Annotated in this window: 23 protein-coding genes; 10 read left to right on the top strand and 13 right to left on the bottom strand. The window is 66.4% G+C overall.

Annotated features, from left to right (window positions below; genetic code table 11):
* Nucleotides 1-21 precede the first annotated feature (21 nt).
* The 3 genes from rimM to trmD all read left to right on the top strand — a co-directional run bounded on the left by rimM (nucleotide 22) and on the right by trmD (nucleotide 2,083).
* Entirely contained in the window at nucleotides 22-543 is a 522-nt protein-coding gene (rimM, locus tag B6S44_RS19235) for a ribosome maturation factor RimM (protein WP_129158480.1), read from the top strand.
* Entirely contained in the window at nucleotides 527-1,204 is a 678-nt protein-coding gene (locus B6S44_RS19230; RefSeq protein WP_206735192.1) for an HAD family hydrolase, read from the top strand. The genes rimM and B6S44_RS19230 overlap by 17 nt, the downstream gene beginning before the upstream one ends.
* Nucleotides 1,205-1,360: 156 nt before the next feature.
* Nucleotides 1,361-2,083, top strand: a complete 723-nt coding sequence (gene trmD / locus B6S44_RS19225; protein WP_129158479.1) for a tRNA (guanosine(37)-N1)-methyltransferase TrmD — start codon at nucleotides 1,361-1,363, stop codon at nucleotides 2,081-2,083.
* Between the two features lie 83 nt (nucleotides 2,084-2,166).
* Here trmD and B6S44_RS19220 read toward each other — a convergent pair whose 3' ends face one another.
* From B6S44_RS19220 to B6S44_RS19210, 3 genes are all read right to left on the bottom strand, one after another.
* A complete protein-coding gene (locus tag B6S44_RS19220) occupies nucleotides 2,167-2,589 on the bottom strand; it encodes a rhodanese-like domain-containing protein (protein WP_129158478.1) in 423 nt (140 codons plus the stop codon).
* A 66-nt stretch (nucleotides 2,590-2,655) separates the two neighbouring features.
* Nucleotides 2,656-3,255: a sugar O-acetyltransferase gene (locus tag B6S44_RS19215; protein WP_129158477.1), complete on the bottom strand. Its 600-nt coding sequence runs from the start codon at nucleotides 3,253-3,255 to the stop codon at nucleotides 2,656-2,658.
* Nucleotides 3,256-3,337: 82 nt separating this feature from the next.
* Nucleotides 3,338-4,540, bottom strand: a complete 1,203-nt coding sequence (locus tag B6S44_RS19210) for a pyridoxal phosphate-dependent aminotransferase (RefSeq protein ID WP_129158476.1) — start codon at nucleotides 4,538-4,540, stop codon at nucleotides 3,338-3,340.
* Nucleotides 4,541-4,793: 253 nt separating this feature from the next.
* On the opposite strand from B6S44_RS19210, the gene B6S44_RS19205 reads away from it, so the two are divergent.
* Nucleotides 4,794-5,609 carry a transglutaminase-like domain-containing protein gene (locus tag B6S44_RS19205; RefSeq protein WP_129158475.1) on the top strand — a complete coding sequence of 272 codons (816 nt, stop codon included), beginning with the start codon at nucleotides 4,794-4,796 and terminating at the stop codon, nucleotides 5,607-5,609.
* Between the two features lie 12 nt (nucleotides 5,610-5,621).
* Here the strand turns inward: B6S44_RS19205 and B6S44_RS19200 are convergent, their stop codons facing one another.
* From B6S44_RS19200 to B6S44_RS19185, 5 genes are all read right to left on the bottom strand, one after another.
* Nucleotides 5,622-5,825: a hypothetical protein gene (locus B6S44_RS19200; RefSeq protein ID WP_129158474.1), complete on the bottom strand. Its 204-nt coding sequence runs from the start codon at nucleotides 5,823-5,825 to the stop codon at nucleotides 5,622-5,624.
* Nucleotides 5,822-5,956: a hypothetical protein gene (locus tag B6S44_RS30085; RefSeq protein WP_282568189.1), complete on the bottom strand. Its 135-nt coding sequence runs from the start codon at nucleotides 5,954-5,956 to the stop codon at nucleotides 5,822-5,824. Before B6S44_RS30085 ends, B6S44_RS19200 begins: the two co-directional genes overlap by 4 nt.
* Before the next feature lie 218 nt (nucleotides 5,957-6,174).
* On the bottom strand, nucleotides 6,175-6,432 hold the full coding sequence (locus B6S44_RS19195; RefSeq protein ID WP_129158473.1) for a hypothetical protein: 258 nt from the start codon (nucleotides 6,430-6,432) through the stop codon (nucleotides 6,175-6,177).
* Nucleotides 6,413-6,643: a hypothetical protein gene (locus B6S44_RS19190; protein WP_129158472.1), complete on the bottom strand. Its 231-nt coding sequence runs from the start codon at nucleotides 6,641-6,643 to the stop codon at nucleotides 6,413-6,415. Before B6S44_RS19190 ends, B6S44_RS19195 begins: the two co-directional genes overlap by 20 nt.
* Before the next feature lie 10 nt (nucleotides 6,644-6,653).
* Nucleotides 6,654-6,833 (bottom strand): hypothetical protein, encoded by a 180-nt coding sequence (locus B6S44_RS19185; RefSeq protein WP_129158471.1) that lies wholly within the window; start codon nucleotides 6,831-6,833, stop codon nucleotides 6,654-6,656.
* 134 nt (nucleotides 6,834-6,967) lie between these two features.
* Between B6S44_RS19185 and B6S44_RS19180 the strand changes: the two genes are divergently transcribed.
* From B6S44_RS19180 to B6S44_RS19165, 4 genes are all read left to right on the top strand, one after another.
* Complete coding sequence (locus B6S44_RS19180) at nucleotides 6,968-7,447, top strand: YaiI/YqxD family protein (protein WP_129158470.1); 480 nt, start codon at nucleotides 6,968-6,970, stop codon at nucleotides 7,445-7,447.
* Nucleotides 7,448-7,651: 204 nt separating this feature from the next.
* Nucleotides 7,652-8,626 carry a Bug family tripartite tricarboxylate transporter substrate binding protein gene (locus B6S44_RS19175; protein ID WP_129158469.1) on the top strand — a complete coding sequence of 325 codons (975 nt, stop codon included), beginning with the start codon at nucleotides 7,652-7,654 and terminating at the stop codon, nucleotides 8,624-8,626.
* 172 nt (nucleotides 8,627-8,798) lie between these two features.
* Nucleotides 8,799-10,103: an NAD(P)H-dependent oxidoreductase gene (locus tag B6S44_RS19170; protein WP_129158468.1), complete on the top strand. Its 1,305-nt coding sequence runs from the start codon at nucleotides 8,799-8,801 to the stop codon at nucleotides 10,101-10,103.
* 85 nt (nucleotides 10,104-10,188) lie between these two features.
* A complete protein-coding gene (locus B6S44_RS19165; protein ID WP_248309652.1) occupies nucleotides 10,189-11,307 on the top strand; it encodes a PQQ-dependent sugar dehydrogenase in 1,119 nt (372 codons plus the stop codon).
* A gap of 180 nt (nucleotides 11,308-11,487) precedes the next feature.
* Here B6S44_RS19165 and B6S44_RS19160 read toward each other — a convergent pair whose 3' ends face one another.
* From B6S44_RS19160 to B6S44_RS19145, 4 genes are read right to left on the bottom strand one after another with little or no spacing between them, the layout of a single operon-like run.
* On the bottom strand, nucleotides 11,488-11,799 hold the full coding sequence (locus B6S44_RS19160) for a hypothetical protein (protein WP_126113305.1): 312 nt from the start codon (nucleotides 11,797-11,799) through the stop codon (nucleotides 11,488-11,490).
* 23 nt (nucleotides 11,800-11,822) lie between these two features.
* A complete protein-coding gene (locus B6S44_RS19155; RefSeq protein WP_129158466.1) occupies nucleotides 11,823-12,584 on the bottom strand; it encodes a class I SAM-dependent methyltransferase in 762 nt (253 codons plus the stop codon).
* A gap of 3 nt (nucleotides 12,585-12,587) precedes the next feature.
* Entirely contained in the window at nucleotides 12,588-12,944 is a 357-nt protein-coding gene (locus B6S44_RS19150; protein WP_129158465.1) for a DMT family protein, read from the bottom strand.
* 42 nt (nucleotides 12,945-12,986) lie between these two features.
* Nucleotides 12,987-13,247 carry a SemiSWEET family sugar transporter gene (locus B6S44_RS19145; RefSeq protein WP_129158464.1) on the bottom strand — a complete coding sequence of 87 codons (261 nt, stop codon included), beginning with the start codon at nucleotides 13,245-13,247 and terminating at the stop codon, nucleotides 12,987-12,989.
* A 140-nt stretch (nucleotides 13,248-13,387) separates the two neighbouring features.
* Here B6S44_RS19145 and B6S44_RS19140 point away from each other — a divergent pair, with 140 nt between their 5' ends.
* Both B6S44_RS19140 and leuB read left to right on the top strand, forming a co-directional pair.
* Entirely contained in the window at nucleotides 13,388-14,569 is a 1,182-nt protein-coding gene (locus B6S44_RS19140; protein WP_129158463.1) for a lytic murein transglycosylase, read from the top strand.
* An 80-nt stretch (nucleotides 14,570-14,649) separates the two neighbouring features.
* Nucleotides 14,650-15,759 (top strand): 3-isopropylmalate dehydrogenase, encoded by a 1,110-nt coding sequence (gene leuB, locus B6S44_RS19135; RefSeq protein WP_129158462.1) that lies wholly within the window; start codon nucleotides 14,650-14,652, stop codon nucleotides 15,757-15,759.
* Nucleotides 15,760-15,821: 62 nt separating this feature from the next.
* Here leuB and B6S44_RS19130 read toward each other — a convergent pair whose 3' ends face one another.
* A complete protein-coding gene (locus B6S44_RS19130) occupies nucleotides 15,822-16,469 on the bottom strand; it encodes a hypothetical protein (protein ID WP_129158461.1) in 648 nt (215 codons plus the stop codon).
* Between the last annotated feature and the right edge of the window lie 18 nt (nucleotides 16,470-16,487).

Below are 16,487 nucleotides of genomic sequence, written 5' to 3'. Positions count from 1 at the left end.
GGGGATTGCGTGGTGCGTACGATGGCTGACGAACTCGTCCTGCTCGGCATCATCGGCGCGCCGCATGGCGTGCGCGGTGAGGTCCGGATCAAGACCTTCACCGCCGATCCGATGGCGCTGGCCGAATACGGCCCGCTTGTCGACGAGAAGGGCCGGCGCTTCGAGATCGCCGATGCCAGGCCCGCCAAGGAAGTGGTCGTCGCCCGGCTCAAGGGCGTGACCAGCCGCGAGGGAGCCGAGCTCCTGAATGGCGTGAAGCTCCATATCGAGCGTTCGCGCCTGCCGGTGCCCGAGGACGAGGACGAGTTCCTTCAGGCCGATCTCGTCGGCTGCTCGGTCATCGGCCCTGATGGAGCCATCCTCGGGACTGTCACCGCCGTCGCCAACTATGGCGCCGGCGACCTCATCGACATCGAGACGCCGGATGGCCGCTCGGTGCTGATGCCCTTCACCAAGGCCTATGCGCCACGCATCGACATCGCGGCCAAGCGCATCGAAGCCCTGCCTCCGGCCGGATTGTTCGAGGATGACGATGCTGCCTGAGACGCCGGCCAAGGCCCTGATCTTCGACATGGACGGCACCATCGTCGACAATATGCGTTACCACGACGATGCCTGGGAGGTCTGGTACCGGAAATACGGCCTGCCCTTCGAGCGCGCGACCTTCTCGGCGCGCACGGCCGGCATGGCGATCGCCGACATCATCGGCCCGCATTTTCCCGGAGCCGACGCGGCTGAGCTCGACCGGCTCGTGGAGGAGAAGGAAGGGCTCTACCGCGAGACCTACGGCCCGCTCGTCACGCCGCTCGGCGGCCTCGTCGACCTGCTCGACCGCGCCCGCAGCCATGCCGTGCCGATGGCGGTCGGCACTGCCGCGGCGCCCCCGAACATCGCGCTGATCCTCGACACGCTCTCCCTGCGCGAACGCTTCGCCACCATCGTCTCGCCGAGCCAGGGTTTTCCCGGCAAGCCGCATCCCGACATGTTCCTGGCTGCCGCCGAGCGCATGGGCGTGGCGCCGGCCGACTGCATCGTCTTCGAGGATGCGCCGAACGGCGTCGAGGCGGCGCGGCGTGCCGGCATGCGCGCAGTCGCGGTGCTGACCATGCTGCCGGCCGAAGCTTTCGCCGCCTTCGACAACGTCATCGCCAGCGTGAGCGACTATGCAGCTCTGAACGGCAATCCAGCGCTGCGCTTTGGTTGATTTCGTATGCGCTCCCTACACGAGCCGTCATTCCGGCTGTAGCGAAGCGGAGCGCCGGAATCCATCGTAGAGTTCGGCACCCTTCGATGGATCCCGGGACTGCGCTGCGCTTGCCCGGGATGACGGCGGTGTTCCAGCGCACGAGCCAGGGTGATCATGACCTTCCGCGCCAGCATCCTCACCCTCTATCCCGAGATGTTTCCCGGCCCGCTTGGCGCTTCGCTGGCGGGTGAGGGCCTGCGCACCGGGCTCTGGTCGCTGGAGGCGCACCAGATCCGCGAGCATGGCATCGGCCGTCACCGCAATGTCGACGACAACCCGGCCGGCGGCGGCGCCGGCATGGTGCTGCGCTGCGACGTGCTGGCGGCGGCGATCGACGCGGCGGTTCCGGCGGATGATCTCCGGCCGCGCCTCTTGATGTCGCCGCGCGGCCGACCGCTCAGCCAACGCATGGTCCGTGACTATGTCGCCGGAGACGGCGTCGTCATCGTCTGCGGTCGCTTCGAGGGCGTCGACGAGCGCGTGATCGAGGGGCGCGGCCTGACCGAGGTCTCGGTCGGCGACTACATACTGTCAGGCGGCGAGATGGCAGCCATGGTGCTGCTCGACGCCTGCGTGCGCCTGATCCCCGGCGTGATGGGCAAGGAAGCCTCCGGCACCGAGGAGAGCTTCGAGAACGGGCTGCTCGAATATCCGCACTATACCCGCCCGCGCGAATGGGAGGGCAGGGGCCTGCCCGAGGCGCTGCTCTCCGGCGACCACGCCCGCATCGCCCGCTGGCGGCGCGAGCAGGCGGAGGCGATCACGAGGGAGCGGCGGCCGGATTTGCTCGGTCTCCCTTCTCCCCTCGGGGGAGAAGGTGGCAGCGCGAAGCGCTGACGGATGAGGGAAGGGCGGCTCACCCGGTCGAGGCGCCCTCATCCGCTGCCGGACCTTCTCCCCCGAGGGGAGAAGGGGGCTCGTCAGGGATAAGGCGTCACCGGCAGGCCCTCCGCCAGCCAGCCCTTGTCGGAAGGGTTGCCCAGCAACCCGCCGCGGACATTGACGAGTTCGCGCCAGCCGCGCGCCGCTAGCTTCTTCTGCAAGGTCGAGGTTCGGCTGGCGGTCCGGCAGATCAGCGCGATCGGCTTGCCGGGGTAGTCGAGCTTCAGCGCCGCCAGCCTGACCTCGAAGCCGCTGCCGGTCATGTCGAGCTTGATCGCCCCTTCCGGCACGCCGGTATCGGTCCATTCCTCCGGCGTGCGGATGTCGACGAGCACGATCTTGCCGGCCCTGGCCGCCTCATGCGCCTCGCTGACGGAGAGCGAGGGCAGGGCCGCCTGAGCCTCGGCACGTGCCGGGAGCGAACAGAGCGTGGCGAGCAGCAGGAATGCACGGCGGTTCATGCCGGAGCGTTATCCAAAGGCACGGGCGACCGCAATTCACGAAGCCCGGAAACGGCCGGCGTCTGCTCAGCGACGCGATGAACGAAACCCGGTCTTGTCCGCTTCGGTGATCTCGCGCAGCACCTTGCAGGGGACCCCGGCCGCGATCACGCCGGCCGGAATGTCGCGCGTCACAACGCTGCCGGCGCCGATGATCGTATCGTCGCCGATGCTGACGCCCTGCGTGATCTGGACGCCGCCGCCGACCCAGACCCGGTTGCCGATGGTCACGGGCTTGACATAGCAGCCGCCCGCCACTCGCTCGGCCGGGTCGAAAGCGTGGTTCGCCGTATAGATTCCAACGCGCGGTCCGAGCAGGACGTTGTCGCCGATGGTGATCTCGGCGCCGTCCAGCATGACGCAGTCGAAATTGGCGTAGAAATTGCGGCCGATGCTGATGTTGAAACCAAGCTCGCACCGGAAATTCGGCTCGAAATAGGCGCCGGGGCCGACATCGCGCAGGAAGGCGCGCAGCAGCGCCTCGCGCTCCGCCGGCGGCTGGCCGAAGCTGCGGTTGTAGGTGTCGGTCAACGTCACGGCCCGCGCCCGGGCTGCGATCAGCTCGGGCGTGAGGTCGTCATACATGCGCCCCGACAGCATCAGGGCGCGCTGGTCCTCAAGAGTCATCGCGCCCCGCGCGAGAGCATTTTCGAGCGAAGTGGATACCGGTTCGCGTGAAGAAAATGCGACAAAATAAACGGTGCTCGCTTCAGCGCAGCTCGGCGCAGAAGCGCTGGATGCGGCGGCAGGCCTCTTCCAGCTTCTCGTCCGAGGTGGCGTAGGAGATGCGGAAGTTCGGGCCGAGGCCGAAGGCAGTGCCGTGCACCGCGGCGACCGCCTCGTTCTCCAGCAGGCCCATGACCAGATCCTCGTCGGTCTCGATTGTCTTGCCGTTCGGCAGCGTCTTGCCGATCAGCCCCGAGCAGTCGGGATAGACGTAGAAGGCGCCTTCCGGCGTCGGGCACTTCAGGCCGCGGGTCTGGTTCAGCATCGAGACGACGAGGTCGCGCCGGCGCTCGAACGCCTTCCTGAACACCGGGATGTGCTCCTGCGTGCCGTCGAGTGCCTCGACCGCCGCCCATTGCGAGATCGCCGAGGTGCCCGAGGTCTGCTGGCCCTGGACCAGGTCCATGGCGTTGATCAGGTGCTGCGGGCCGGCAGCGTAGCCGATACGCCAGCCGGTCATGGCGTAGGACTTCGAGACGCCGTTCATGGTCAGCGTGCGCTCATAGAGGCCGGGCTCGACCTGCGCCGGGGTGACGAATTTGAAGTCGCCGTAGACCAGGTGTTCGTACATGTCGTCGGTCAGGATCCAGACATGCGGATGGCGCATCAGCACGTCGGTGAGCGCCTTCATTTCGGCATGGGTGTAGGCTGCGCCCGACGGGTTCGAGGGCGAGTTCAGGATCAGCCACTTGGTCTTCGGCGTGATCGCGGCTTCCAGGTCGGCCGGCTGGAGCTTGAAGTTGTTCTGGATGGTGGCTTCGCAGAAGGTCGGGGTTCCCCCGCAGAGCGCGACCATCTCGGGATAGCTGACCCAATAGGGCGCGACGCAGATGACCTCATCGCCCGGGTTCAGCGTGGCGAGCAGGGCGTTGTAGATGACGTGCTTGCCGCCGGTGCCGACGATGGTCTGCGAGGCCTTGTAGTCGAGGCCGTTCTCGCGCTTGAGCTTGCGGGTGATCGCCTCGCGCAGCTGCGGGATGCCGGGAACCGGCGTGTACTTGGTCTCGCCGCGGCGGATGGCGGCGATCGCCGCCTCCTTGATATTGTCCGGCGTGTCGAAATCGGGTTCGCCGACCGAGAGCGAGATCACGTCCTTGCCCTGCGCTTTCAGATCGCGCGCCTTCTGCGTGATGGTGATGGTCGCAGAGGGCTTCACGCGCTTCAGGGCGTCGGCAAGGAAAGCCATGATCCAAGTCTCCGGGAGGGCAAGGGCGCCCATCGCAGGCGCGCGGCGTGGTTTAGGACCCCAGCGCATGCACTGCAAGCGAGACTGCTTGATATCGGCCAGAAACGTCAGGAATGGGCGGCAGGGCATGCCTGTGACGTTGAGCGAGAATGGCTGACGCCCGGAGCCATATCGCCGTGGCCTGAAACGTGCTTGGTGGCGGAAGCTGGGGAGCCGAAGGAACACAGCGCGCTGACGCGCAGAAGGTTCATGCATGAAACTCCGGATCGGCTACGAGCTCGACTACGTCTTCCCGCAGCCGACCCCGATGATCCTGATGCTGCACGTGCATTTCAGCCGGGTCTCCGACCTCGCTGCGCCGGATCATATGCGCATCCAGCCGCCGACACCGGTCACCGCCTATCGCGACAGCTTCGGCAACTGGTGCAGCCGCCTCGTGGCGCCGCAGGGCGCGATGCGTATTTCCGCCGATGCCGTGATCAGCGATAGCGGCCTGCCCGAAGCGTTCGACCGCACGGCCGGACAGGTGCCGGTGGAGCGCCTGCCGGAGGAATGCCTGGTCTTCCTGCTCGCCAGCCGCTTCTGTGATTCCGATCGCCTGCTCGATCTCGCCTGGCAGCTCTTCGGCCATACGCCGCCGGGCGCGGCGCGGGTGCAGGCGATCTGCGACTTCGTCAACCAGCGCATCGCCTTCGACTACATGGACGCCAGCGTCACCCGCAGCGCCTCCGAGGCCTATCGCGAAGGGCGCGGCGTCTGCCGCGACTATGCCCATCTCGCCATCGCCTTCTGCCGGGCGATGAACATCCCGGCGCGTTATTGCACCTGCTATCTCGGTGATGTCGGCACGCCGCCGCCCTGGCCGCCGGGCGATTTCGCCGCCTCCTTCGAGGCTTTCCTGGATGGCGGCTGGCAAATGTTCGACCCGCGCAACAATGCCCCGCGCATCGGCCGGGTGTTGATCGCACATGGGCGCGATGCTGCCGATGTCGCGATCGCCACCACCTTCGGACCGAACACGCTGACCGGCTTCAGGGTCTGGACGGACGAGGTCGGCGAGGCGGCTTGAGGCCGCCCGGCCTCATTTGTCGAAGAGCGGGGTAGCCTCCGTCTTTTTCTTCGCCCGTAGGGGCACCTTGCGGGTCATGCCCTTGCGGTTCGCCGGAGCGGCGCTCGCCTCTTCAGTCACCGGTTCTGCCGGTGCGGCGGCGACAGCCTTCACAATGGCTGGCTGCGGTGCCTGCTTTTCGGGCTGGGCCGGGTCGATCGTGCGGAAACGGATCATTTCTTCTTCGGTGCCGCCGCTGCCTTGGCGACGGCCGAGGAGAAGCCCGCCGGGGGAGTCGCGCTCGCCTTCGGCTTGTCTTTCTTCGGCTTCTTGGCCTCGCGATTGCTGCGTTGCTCGCCTTTTGCCATGTCTCGTCTCCTTCAATGGGAACAACAGGCGCCGCTGCTTCGGAGCGAAGCGGCTTGAATCTGTGTGGGTCGGGACGGCTGCGAGCTTAGGTCATGGCGGCCGGCTTCCGGCTGCCATGACCGGCTCGCGAAAACCGGACCGTCAAGTCGAAGCAGATGCGGAGCCTAGGGCAGAGTCGCGGCGAGAGCACGCGCTTTCTTGGCGCGCCCCGCCTTGCTCAGGCGGCCTCGCGCAGACGCTCGCGGCGGCGCAGCACGGTGGCGACCGCGACGGCGTTCCAGCGCGGTCGCCCGAAGCAGGGAAAGCCGCGGCGGTTGAGGCGGCGGGCGATGTCGGCGGGATCGCTGATGCCGGCGTCGACGAGTTGATCGATCAGCGCGCCGGCGGCTTCCAGGAAAATGGCGAGCAGCGCCCTGTCGAGGTCGCGGCTCGCCTTGTCGGCTGCCTGCATCCCGTCAATGGATGCCCATGCCATAGCTCGGCTCGACCTCGTTGGGGGAGAGCAGCACGGCATTGGGGTGACCGCCCTCCGAGAGCGCGAAGCGCACCGCTTCCTTCTGGTTGCGGAAGATGCCCTCGCTGCGGCCTTCGAGGTCGCGCGCGACCCAGAAGCCGTGACTCGATTGGCCGACCAGGAAGAGATGGCTCTCGCCGTTGAGCGGCTGTAGCGGCTTGAATTGTCCCATGTCGGCGCGCTCAGTTCGGCAAGGCGAACCAGGCGCGCAGGCCGATGAAGGCTGCGGCTGCCAGTGCGAACACGGCGAGCGCGACCATCTCGGCACAGAGGATTCCAACGACCGGGCGGCGGCTGGCGACGCTGTCATAGACGGCGCGGGCGCGGCGCTGCTGGCTGGTACGGAACAAGGCGTTGTTCATCAACATATCGACCTCCATCGATGCCGATGATGTAGGTCTGGCCCCGATAAGGCCGCCATGCGGAAGGTGTTTCGGCGCATAAGGCCGGCATAAAGATGCTTGCGCCCTATGGTGCCGCCTGCGATTGCGTGCGTATGGACGCACCCTCCAACAACATTGCGATCTATATCGACGCCGACGCCTGCCCGGTGAAGCCGGAGATCTACCGCGTCGCCGAGCGGCACAGGCTCAGGGTCTTCGTCGTCGCCAACAGCTTTATGCAGGTGCCGCGCGAGCCCTGGATCGAACGCGTCGTGGTGCCCGGAAACTTCGATGCCGCCGATGATTGGATCGCCGAACGCGCCCATCGCGGCGCGATCGTCGTCACTTCCGATATCCCGCTCGCGGATCGCTGTATCAAGGCCGGCGCCGACGTGATCGGCCCGACCGGAAAACCCTTCACCGAAGCCTCGATCGGCATGGCGCTGGCGACGCGCGACATGATGGAAGACCTGCGCGCCATGGGTAGTGTCAGCGGCGGGCCGAAACCGTTCTCGCAGAAGGACCGCTCCGCCTTCCTGCAGGCGCTGGATGTCGCGGTGCAGCGCCTGAAGCGGGCGGGCTTTGCGGCGTAACGCCCGTCATGCTCGGGCTTGACCCGAGCATCTCAGGCCAGAGGAGGCTCCGATGAGTGCCTTCTCGTCACGAGATTCTCGGGTCTGCGCTTCGCTCCGCCCGAGAATGACGACTGCGGTAGCCAGTCGCTGGACGTAAATTCGCTTTGCCCCTAATCCTGCGGCGAAAGCCCGTCTCTCAATCGGGCTCCCGGGAGGGTATTCATGTCGCTGACCCGCCGTTCCACGCTCGGCCTCGTTGCCGGCGCCGTCTTCGCTCCGGCCATCGTCCGGGCGCAGAGCTACCCGTCGAAGACCATCACCCTGGTCGTGCCTTACCCGGCCGGCGGGCCGACCGACGCGATCGCGCGCTTCGTCGCGCAGGACCTGTCGGGCTCGATCGGGCAGGGCGTCGTCGTCGACAACCGGGCCGGCGCCTCGGGCGCGGTCGGCACCCGGGCTGTCGCGCATGGTGCCGCAGACGGGCACACTTTCATCTTCGGCAACAACCAGACGCACGGGAACAACATGTTCCTGCTGAAGGATCCCGGCTATGACGCGGTCAAGGATTTCGCCCCGGTCGCCGGCGTCGGTGCCTTCGAGCACGCCTTCGTCGTCCGCAACGACCTGCCGGCCAAAAACATCAAGGAGCTGATCGCGCTCGCCAAGGCGAATCCGGGCAAGCTCAACTACGGCTCGACCGGCGTCGGCTCCGGCTCGCATCTCGCCATGGAGCTGTTCATGCAGCGCACCGGCATCAAGATGACGCATGTGCCGTTCAGGGGCGCCGCGCCGCTGGTGCAGGAGATCATCGGCGGGCGTATCGACATCGCCAATTCGACGCTGCCTTCGGTGCTGGAGCAGATCACCGCCGGCAATCTGCGCGCGATCGCGCTGGCGAGCCCGGAGCGCAACCCGCGCGCCAAGGATATCCCGACGCTGCGCGAGCAGGGCGTCTCCGATGCCGACGCCGATAGCTGGGCTGCCTTCTTCGCCCCCGCCGCGACGCCGGCACCTATCCTGGAGGCGCTGTCGAAGGCGGTGCTGGCCTCGCTCGCCAAGCCGACTGTGACCGAGCAGATCCTCAAGCTCGGTTTTACCCTCAAGGTCCGCGATCCCGCCGCGTTCAAGCCCTATCACCAGCAGGAAATCGCGACCTGGGAGAAGATCATCAAGGAGGCCGGCGTCAAGCCGGAGTGATCCTCGGGTTTCACCGCATACCGGCCTCTTTCGTCATGGTCGGGCTTGTCCCGACCATCCACGTCTTCGCTTTGCTCATCGAATGAAGTGCTCAAGACGTGGATGCTCGCCACGAGGGCGAGCATGACGGGTAGGGCGTGCCCGTCAGGATCGACGCTAACGGAGCCCACCCATGAACCTCATGCCCAGGCTCGCCGCCCGCCGCGAGGCCGGCCGCCCCGTCCGCTGCGCCCTGATCGGCGCCGGCAAGTTCGGCTCGATGTTCCTCGCCCAGGTTCCGCATATCGAGGGGCTCGAAGTCGCGGCGATCGCTGATCTCGATCCCGAGCGGGCGCGCCAGGCCTGCCGCACTGTCGGCTGGGACGAAGCCCGCATCGCAGCCACGCGCTTCGTCGATAGTGGCGTCACCGCAGCGGAGATGGACGGCGTCGAGGTGGTGATCGAGGCGACCGGGCATCCGTCCGCCGGAGCCCGCCATGCGCTCGCCGCGATCGCGGCCAGGCGCCATGTCGTCATGGTCAATGTCGAGGCCGATGTGCTGGTCGGGCCGGTGCTGGCGGCGAAGGCCAGGGCGGCCGGCGTGGTCTATTCCATGGCCTATGGCGATCAGCCGGCGCTCGTTTCCGAGATGGTCGACTGGGCCCGCGCGGCGGGCTTCACTGTGGCAGCCGCCGGCAAGGGCACCAAGTATCTGCCAGCTTATCATCGCGTCACGCCGGACGAGGTCTGGAGCCGTTACGGGCTGACGCCGGAGGCGGCGAAGGCCGCGGGCATGAACCCGCAAATGTTCAATTCCTTCCTTGACGGCACCAAATCGGCGATCGAGATGGCCGCGATCGCCAATGCCTGCGGGCTCGATGTGCCCGCTGATGGCCTCGCCTTCCCGCCCTGCGGCGTCGACGATCTCGCCCATGTCCTGCGGCCGAAGGCTGCCGGCGGCCAGCTCGAGCGCGACGGCATGGTCGAGGTCGTCTCCTCGCTGGAGCGCGACGGCCGGCCGGTCTTCCGCGATCTGCGCTGGGGCGTCTATGTCGTGCTGAAGGCGCCGAACCCCTACGCCGCCGCCTGCTTCAAGCAATACGGGCTGCCGACCGATTCCACCGGCCTCTACGCGGCGATGTACAAGCCCTTCCATCTGATCGGGCTCGAGCTCTCGATCTCGGTGCTGAACGCGGCGCTGCGCGGCGAGCCGACTGGCGCGACGCGGAGCTGGCGCGGCGATGCGGTCGCGACCGCCAAGCGCGACCTCAAGGCCGGCGAGATGCTGGACGGGGAGGGTGGCTACACCGTCTACGGCAGGCTGATGCCGGCCGCCGCCAGCCGTACGGCGAAGGCGCTGCCGATCGGGCTCGCCCACCACGTCAGGCTGACGCGCGACGTCGCCGCCGGAGCCGTGGTCACCAGTGACGACGTTACGCTCGATGAAACCTCGCCGATCGTCTCACTTCGGCGTGAGCTCGAAGCAACCAGCGGCTGAATCGTGCATTCTCCTTGAACGGTTCGCCCCGGATCGGCACGGCTGGCGTCGCTTGTCCGGGACGACCCATCATCAGGAGATGTCGATGCGTCCCGTTCTTGCTGCCGCCCTTGCCCTGACCCTCGCGGCGGCACCCGCCATGGCGCAGCAGCGCTACCCGTCGAGCGCCGGTGAACTCCTGGTCGAGACGGTGGCGAGTGGGCTGGAGAACCCGTGGGGTCTCGCTTTCCTGCCTGATGGGCGCATGCTGGTGACAGAGCGGCCGGGGCGGCTTCGGTTGGTCGGTAGCGACGGCAAGCTCTCGGCCCCGATCTCCGGCGTGCCCAATGTCGTGGCGCGTGGGCAGGGCGGTCTGCTCGATGTCGTGCTCGATCCGAACTTCGCCCAGAACCGCTATATCTACCTCTCCTATGCCGAACCGCGCGCCAACGGCAACGGCACCAGCGTCGCCCGCGCCCGCCTCAGCGCCAATGGCACTGCGCTAGAAGGCCTCAGCGTGATCTTTCGGCAGATGCCGACGATCGCCAGCAACATGCATTTCGGCTCGCGGCTGGTCTTCGACCGGACCGGTGCGCTCTTCGTCACCGTCGGCGACCGCTACAGCCAGCGCGACCAGGCGCAGAACCCGGAGAACCATATCGGCAAGGTGCTGCGCATCCGGCCCGAAGGCGGCGCGGCGGAAGGCAACCCGAAGAAGCCGGGTTGGCAGCCGGAGATCTGGTCGATCGGCCATCGCAACGTCCAGGGCGCCGCGCTCCATCCGCAGACCGGTCAGCTCTGGACGGCCGAGCACGGCGCGCGCGGCGGCGACGAGGTCAATACGCCCAAGGCCGGCCTCAACTATGGCTGGCCGGTCATCACCTACGGCATCGACTATTCCGGCGTGAAGATCGGCGAGGGCACGAACAAGTCCGGCATGGAGCAGCCGCTGTTCTACTGGGATCCGTCGATCGCGCCCTCGGGAGCCGCTTTCTATACCGGCGATCGCTGGCCGGCCTGGAAGAATTCGCTCTTCGTCGGCGCGCTCGCCGGGCAATTGCTGTCGCGGCTCTCGACCGATGGCGAGAAGGTCACCGGCGAGGAGCGCCTGCTCGCCAATCTCGGCGAGCGCATTCGCGACGTCCGGCAGGGGCCGGACGGCTATCTCTATTTGCTCGCCGATGATTCCAACGGCAAGGTGCTGCGGGTCAGGCCGGCGCGCTGAGCGGTGCCGTCTTTCCGGGGCTTTGCGTAGCAAAGAGCCCGGAACCCAGAACCGATGCCGGTTGTGGTGACGGTGCGAGAGCTGATGGCGTCTTCGGAGAAGGCATCGGCTCTGGGTTCCGGGCTCAGGCCTGTCGGCCTGCCCCGGAATGACCGCGGAGGCTCAGAGCAAGCGCGAGCCTCACGGCCCGCAATCCCACTCGCGCTCGACGACGAAGACCTTGCGGGTCGCGAGATGCCCGTTCGTGTCGTAGAGGTCGCCGACATAGTATTCGGTGCCGGTGGCGTCGCGCACGCTGCGGTCGACCTGCAGCGACCAGCCATAGCCGACCCGGTTTCCGCCCTTCCAGTCACGATGCAGATTGCCGGTCGAGGCCGAGGCGAGGATGCGGGCGCGCTCGTCGCTCGGCGAGCAGGTCGGTCCGGCAAGAGCGGCGCCGGAGAGGGTAGCGAGGCACAGGGCGAGCGTCATCGGCTTGAGCAAGGCAGGCATCCTTCGAGGCAATCCGGGGAGAATCAGATGATCTCGGCGAGCCGCGTATCGAGCGACAGAACGAGGCACCAATGTGGCTCGAAGTCGGCTCCCAGCGGCCAGATCTGCTCCTTGAAGATCGTCAGCATGACCGCCTGATAACGCTCGAACCAGTCGCGCTGGCAAAGCACGAACTTGGTCGCGCCGACAATGGTCTCCCGGTCGATGATGCACAGCGGAACGATGCCGGGATTGGCAGCGAGATAGTCCTGCACCGCGACCATCAGCGTCGGGTAGCCGGGGTGCAGCATGTCGTCGAGCACGATCAGCCCGCCCTCGGCAAGGCAGGCCGTGGCGAGCGCCAGATCCTTGCTCAGGGCCGCGCGCGAATGCTCGCCGTCGATATGGATGAAGCGCAGCTTCTCGCCGCGGGCGTGGTTGATCAGTTCGGCCGGGGACATCGCGCCGGCATCGGCCTTGATGGCGACGCGGCGCTCGGGCGCAATGCCGTGCTTCAGGCAGTTCGCCTCGAAACGATCCTTCACCTCGGGATTCGGCCATTCGAAGATGTCGATGCCCAGCGCGATCTCACCGGGCTCGAGCGCATGGGCGAGCGCGATGAAGAAGCGGCCTTCGAAGGCACCGATCTCGGCGATCGGCCCGGCGATGCCGTTTTCGGTCTGCAACCGCAGCAGGCGCGCGCAGACCGCCGCGGCAAAGCGCGAGGACATGCCGACGACGCGCTCATAGCCGTCAGTGAGATAGGCTTCGACGGCGGGATGGCCGGAATGCGGGACGGGCGCCATCGCTCAGGTCCTGGCGTTGAAGATGAAGAAGGCGCCGGCCGCGATCAGCGCAAAGCCGATGGCGTGATTCCAGGTCAGCTGCTCCTTGAGCCAGAACACCGAGAAGCCGGCGAAGACGCAGAGCGTGATCACCTCCTGCATCGTCTTCAGCTCGGCTGCCGAATAGACGGCCGACCCGATGCGATTGGCCGGGACGGCGAGCATGTATTCCGGCAAAGCGATCATCCAGCTCGCCAGGATCGCCAGCCAGATCGCCGTGCTCTTGTAGGAGAGATGGCCGTACCAGGCGAAGGTCATGAAGATGTTCGAGCCGATCAACATGCCGATCGGCAAGAGATGGGCGGTGCTGAGAGCTGGCATGGGGCTTCCCGGAGGGGGGCGGTTGGCGGCGAGGTGTCGAGCTTAGCCGTAGCGCAGCTTCATCGTCAGGATAACCAGGACCAGCGCCAAAGTGACCGAATTGGCTCCGATCAATGGCCAGTAGGCGATCAGCACGCCATAGATCAGCCAGAGCACGATGCCGGTGGCGAACAGCGCCTGCGTCCACAGCGAGATGCCGCTGGTGTCGCGCGTCTTGATCGTCTGCCAGGCCTGCGGCAGCCAGCAGAAGGTGGTGAGCAGGGCGGCACAGAAGCCGAGCGCTTCGATGGCGGCGGTAGACATAGCGGCCTGTCGGCGATTCGCGCGGGGGTTGCGCAGACATAGCCGGTTTCGGCGTTCCGCGCCCCCTCGGGACTTGCATGGTTAACCTCCGTTAACCGCAGCGCCCTAGATTCGCGCCAATCCTGCGATTCGGTGGACCCATGCGCGCATTGATCCTGGCCTTGCCTCTCGTCCTCGCCGCCGTGACTGCGGCCCAGGCCGATTTCGACTCCTGCGTCGCCGGCCTGCGTTCGGCCGCGGCGGCCAAGGGCGTCTCCGGCGCCACCTTCGATCGTGCCATGGCGGGCGTCACGCCCGACATGAAGGTGATCGAGGCGATGAACAACCAGCCGGAGTTCAAGACGCCGATCTGGGATTATCTCGGCACGCTGGTCGACGAGGAGAAGGTCGCGGAAGGGCGCTCGATGATGCGCCAGCATGCCTCGACGCTGGCTGCGGCCGAACAGCGCTTCGGCGTCGATCGCCATACGATCGCGGCGGTCTGGGGTGTCGAGAGCGATTTTGGCAAGGCACGGGGCAAGATGCCGCTGGTCCAGGCGCTCTCGACCGGCGCCTGCCTGGCGCCGCGCCGCAACGCCTTCTTCAAGGGCGAGCTGATCGCCACCCTGCAGATTATCGAGCGCGGCGACGTCCGCGCTGACCGGCTGTTCGGCTCCTGGGCCGGCGCCTTCGGCCATACCCAGTTCATCCCCTCGACCTATCTCAGGCTCGCGGTCGACGGTGATGGCGACGGTCGGCGCGATCTCGTCGATTCGATTCCCGACGCGCTGCATTCGACCGCCAATTTCATGGCCAAGGCCGGCTGGGTCACCGGCGCGGGCTGGGGCTATGAGGTGCGGGTGCCTGGTGGCTATTCCGGCCCGACCGGGCGCAATCCGAAGCAGCCGGTCTCGTCCTGGGCTTCGCGCGGCATCGTCAAGTTCGACGGCTCGGCGCTCTCCGGCTCCGGCAATGCCGGCTTGCTGATGCCGGCCGGCCGCAACGGCCCGGCCTTCCTCGTCTTCAAGAACTACGACGCTGCCTACAGCTACAATGGCGCGGATTCCTATGCGCTGGCGATCTCGCTGCTCTCCGACCGCCTGCGCGGCCGGCCGGGCGTGCAGGGCGACTGGCCGACCGACGACCTGCCGCTGTCGCGCGAACAGCGCCGCGAACTGCAGCGTCTGCTGACCCAGCGCGGCTACAATGTCGGCGAGCCTGACGGCGCGGTCGGCGCGCTGACGCGGGCGGCGATCAAGGATGTCGAGGCCAAGATCGGCATGCCGCAGACCGGCCGCCCGGGCGAGAAGGTGCTGCGCGCGCTGAAGGGCGGGCGGGTCTGAGGCGCAGCCTTCCGATGCTTGCGCACGGCGCTCGCGCCCCGTAAGCAGCCAGCGCATTTCTGTTGCGCGAGGCTCAACCCATGGCGAACCACAAGCTCCTGCTGCTCCCCGGCGACGGCATCGGCCCCGAGGTGATGGGGCAGGTCGAGAAGATCGTCTCCTGGTTCGAGAAGCAGGGCCTCGGCTCGTTCTCGCTTGAGCGTGGCCTCGTCGGCGGCGCGGCCTATGACGCCCACAAGGCGGCTATCTCGGAAGGCGACATGAAGCTCGCCCATGAGGCCGATGCCGTGCTCTTCGGCGCGGTCGGTGGTCCGAAATGGGCCGATGTGCCCTATCAGCATCGTCCCGAGGCCGGCCTGCTGCGTCTGCGTAAGGATCTCGGCCTGTTCGCGAATCTACGTCCGGCGATCTGCTATCCGGCGCTGGCCTCGGCCTCGTCGCTGAAGCCCGAGGTCGTCGAAGGCCTCGACATCCTGATCGTGCGCGAGCTCACCGGCGGCGTCTATTTCGGCGAGCCCAAGGAGATCGTCACGCTGGAGGACGGCTCCAAGCGCGGCGTCGACACCCAGCTCTACACGACCGGCGAGATCGAGCGCATCTGCGCCGTTGCCTTCGAGTTGGCGCGCACCCGCCGCAACAAGGTCTCCTCGGCCGAGAAGCACAACGTCATGAAGACCGGCGTGCTCTGGAAGCAGACGGTCACCGCCCAGCACGCCAGGGACTACAAGGACGTCGAGCTCGAGCATGTGCTCGCCGACAACTGCGCCATGCAGCTGGTGCGCTGGCCGAAGCAATACGACGTCATCGTCTGCGACAACCTCTTCGGCGACATCCTCTCCGACGTCGCGGCGATGCTGACCGGCTCGCTCGGCATGCTGCCCTCCGCCTCGCTCGGCGCCGAGGACAGGGCGACCGGCAAGCGCAAGGCGCTCTACGAGCCCGTGCACGGCTCGGCGCCCGACATCGCCGGCAAGGGCCTCGCCAATCCGATCGCGATGATCGGCTCCTTCGCCATGGCGCTGCGCTATTCCTTCGGCGCCGGCGAGGCGGCCGACCGGCTAGAAGGCGCCATCGCCGACGTGCTCGGCGCCGGCACCCGCACCAAGGACATCGCCGCGCCGGGCGCGAACGCCGTCTCGACCACCGAGATGGGCGACGCCATCGTCAAGGCGCTCGAAGCGCGCGGCTGAGGTCAAGTTCGCTGCTGCACCGGTCGGGTTGCTAATCGGTGCAGCCGTCTGGCTTACGAGCCTCAGCGCAGCGCGCTGAAAAAAGCAAAAGCCTTGGCGACTTTAAGGGTGCCCATGGTAAAACATACCAGCGATGCTGTACCTAAAATTGCAGAAAACCACATCGCAATATCTGTATAACGATCGTATTTATCAAATTGTTTGAGTTCCTCTTCACGATCCAGCCCTCCAAACAGATTTGATGCTGAGACGCTGTTTGAAGTGTGACCTTCATGAAAATAGGTTGCAGCTACAAAGCGCCACGCGAAAAAAGCAAGTCCTGCAGTTAGAGCTGCCAAGACTAGGCCCGCGATAAAGAACTGCATTCCAAATTGCAGCTTATCGGTGAATGGGCCAACTGCGGCCAATTTCGTTTGATCGGCTCTGCCATGGAGCGCGCCGATGAGTGTGAGTAGCGCGATCATCGCGCCGCCGTTCAAAAGAAGTGCGAAGCGGACAAAAATCTTCCCAAATTCAGCGGAGACACCGATTGCGTGAAGCCGAACAGCATGATGGTGCTGGGCGAAAAGTTTAGAACCCTCTTTCCCATCCGCGATTCTTCGCTCGTCCAGCTGCCATTTCCGATCGCGTAGCTCCCCACGAATTGTAAGCCGCTCGTCTTCCGTTAGAGGAACATAAAGCGGATCATTTTTTGGAAGGTCGTCGGACATAAGGAGCGCTTCTGGCCC

Origin of the sequence: Allobosea sp. Tri-44, from assembly GCF_004123845.1 — a bacterium.
Lineage (GTDB): Bacteria > Pseudomonadota > Alphaproteobacteria > Rhizobiales > Beijerinckiaceae > Allobosea.
The sequence above is the reverse complement of the archived record's forward strand: the minus strand, read 5'-3'. Positions and strand labels throughout refer to the sequence as shown.

Excerpts from the sequence above, each read along its gene's own strand:
- leuB (WP_129158462.1), top strand. The coding sequence starts at position 14,650 with ATGGCGAACCACAAGCTCCTGCTGCTCCCCGGCGACGGCATCGGCCCC.
- B6S44_RS19130 (WP_129158461.1), bottom strand. The coding sequence starts at position 16,469 with ATGTCCGACGACCTTCCAAAAAATGATCCGCTTTATGTTCCTCTAACG.
- B6S44_RS19170 (WP_129158468.1), top strand. The coding sequence starts at position 8,799 with ATGAACCTCATGCCCAGGCTCGCCGCCCGCCGCGAGGCCGGCCGCCCC.
- B6S44_RS19180 (WP_129158470.1), top strand. The coding sequence starts at position 6,968 with ATGGACGCACCCTCCAACAACATTGCGATCTATATCGACGCCGACGCC.
- B6S44_RS19185 (WP_129158471.1), bottom strand. The coding sequence starts at position 6,833 with ATGAACAACGCCTTGTTCCGTACCAGCCAGCAGCGCCGCGCCCGCGCC.
- B6S44_RS19230 (WP_206735192.1), top strand. The coding sequence starts at position 527 with ATGACGATGCTGCCTGAGACGCCGGCCAAGGCCCTGATCTTCGACATG.
- B6S44_RS19165 (WP_248309652.1), top strand. The coding sequence starts at position 10,189 with ATGCGTCCCGTTCTTGCTGCCGCCCTTGCCCTGACCCTCGCGGCGGCA.
- B6S44_RS19215 (WP_129158477.1), bottom strand. The coding sequence starts at position 3,255 with ATGACTCTTGAGGACCAGCGCGCCCTGATGCTGTCGGGGCGCATGTAT.
- trmD (WP_129158479.1), top strand. The coding sequence starts at position 1,361 with ATGACCTTCCGCGCCAGCATCCTCACCCTCTATCCCGAGATGTTTCCC.
- B6S44_RS30085 (WP_282568189.1), bottom strand. The coding sequence starts at position 5,956 with ATGGCAAAAGGCGAGCAACGCAGCAATCGCGAGGCCAAGAAGCCGAAG.
- B6S44_RS19190 (WP_129158472.1), bottom strand. The coding sequence starts at position 6,643 with ATGGGACAATTCAAGCCGCTACAGCCGCTCAACGGCGAGAGCCATCTC.
- B6S44_RS19150 (WP_129158465.1), bottom strand. The coding sequence starts at position 12,944 with ATGCCAGCTCTCAGCACCGCCCATCTCTTGCCGATCGGCATGTTGATC.
- B6S44_RS19220 (WP_129158478.1), bottom strand. The coding sequence starts at position 2,589 with ATGAACCGCCGTGCATTCCTGCTGCTCGCCACGCTCTGTTCGCTCCCG.
- rimM (WP_129158480.1), top strand. The coding sequence starts at position 22 with ATGGCTGACGAACTCGTCCTGCTCGGCATCATCGGCGCGCCGCATGGC.
- B6S44_RS19210 (WP_129158476.1), bottom strand. The coding sequence starts at position 4,540 with ATGGCTTTCCTTGCCGACGCCCTGAAGCGCGTGAAGCCCTCTGCGACC.
- B6S44_RS19175 (WP_129158469.1), top strand. The coding sequence starts at position 7,652 with ATGTCGCTGACCCGCCGTTCCACGCTCGGCCTCGTTGCCGGCGCCGTC.
- B6S44_RS19155 (WP_129158466.1), bottom strand. The coding sequence starts at position 12,584 with ATGGCGCCCGTCCCGCATTCCGGCCATCCCGCCGTCGAAGCCTATCTC.
- B6S44_RS19205 (WP_129158475.1), top strand. The coding sequence starts at position 4,794 with ATGAAACTCCGGATCGGCTACGAGCTCGACTACGTCTTCCCGCAGCCG.
- B6S44_RS19200 (WP_129158474.1), bottom strand. The coding sequence starts at position 5,825 with ATGATCCGTTTCCGCACGATCGACCCGGCCCAGCCCGAAAAGCAGGCA.
- B6S44_RS19160 (WP_126113305.1), bottom strand. The coding sequence starts at position 11,799 with ATGCCTGCCTTGCTCAAGCCGATGACGCTCGCCCTGTGCCTCGCTACC.
- B6S44_RS19195 (WP_129158473.1), bottom strand. The coding sequence starts at position 6,432 with ATGGCATGGGCATCCATTGACGGGATGCAGGCAGCCGACAAGGCGAGC.
- B6S44_RS19140 (WP_129158463.1), top strand. The coding sequence starts at position 13,388 with ATGCGCGCATTGATCCTGGCCTTGCCTCTCGTCCTCGCCGCCGTGACT.
- B6S44_RS19145 (WP_129158464.1), bottom strand. The coding sequence starts at position 13,247 with ATGTCTACCGCCGCCATCGAAGCGCTCGGCTTCTGTGCCGCCCTGCTC.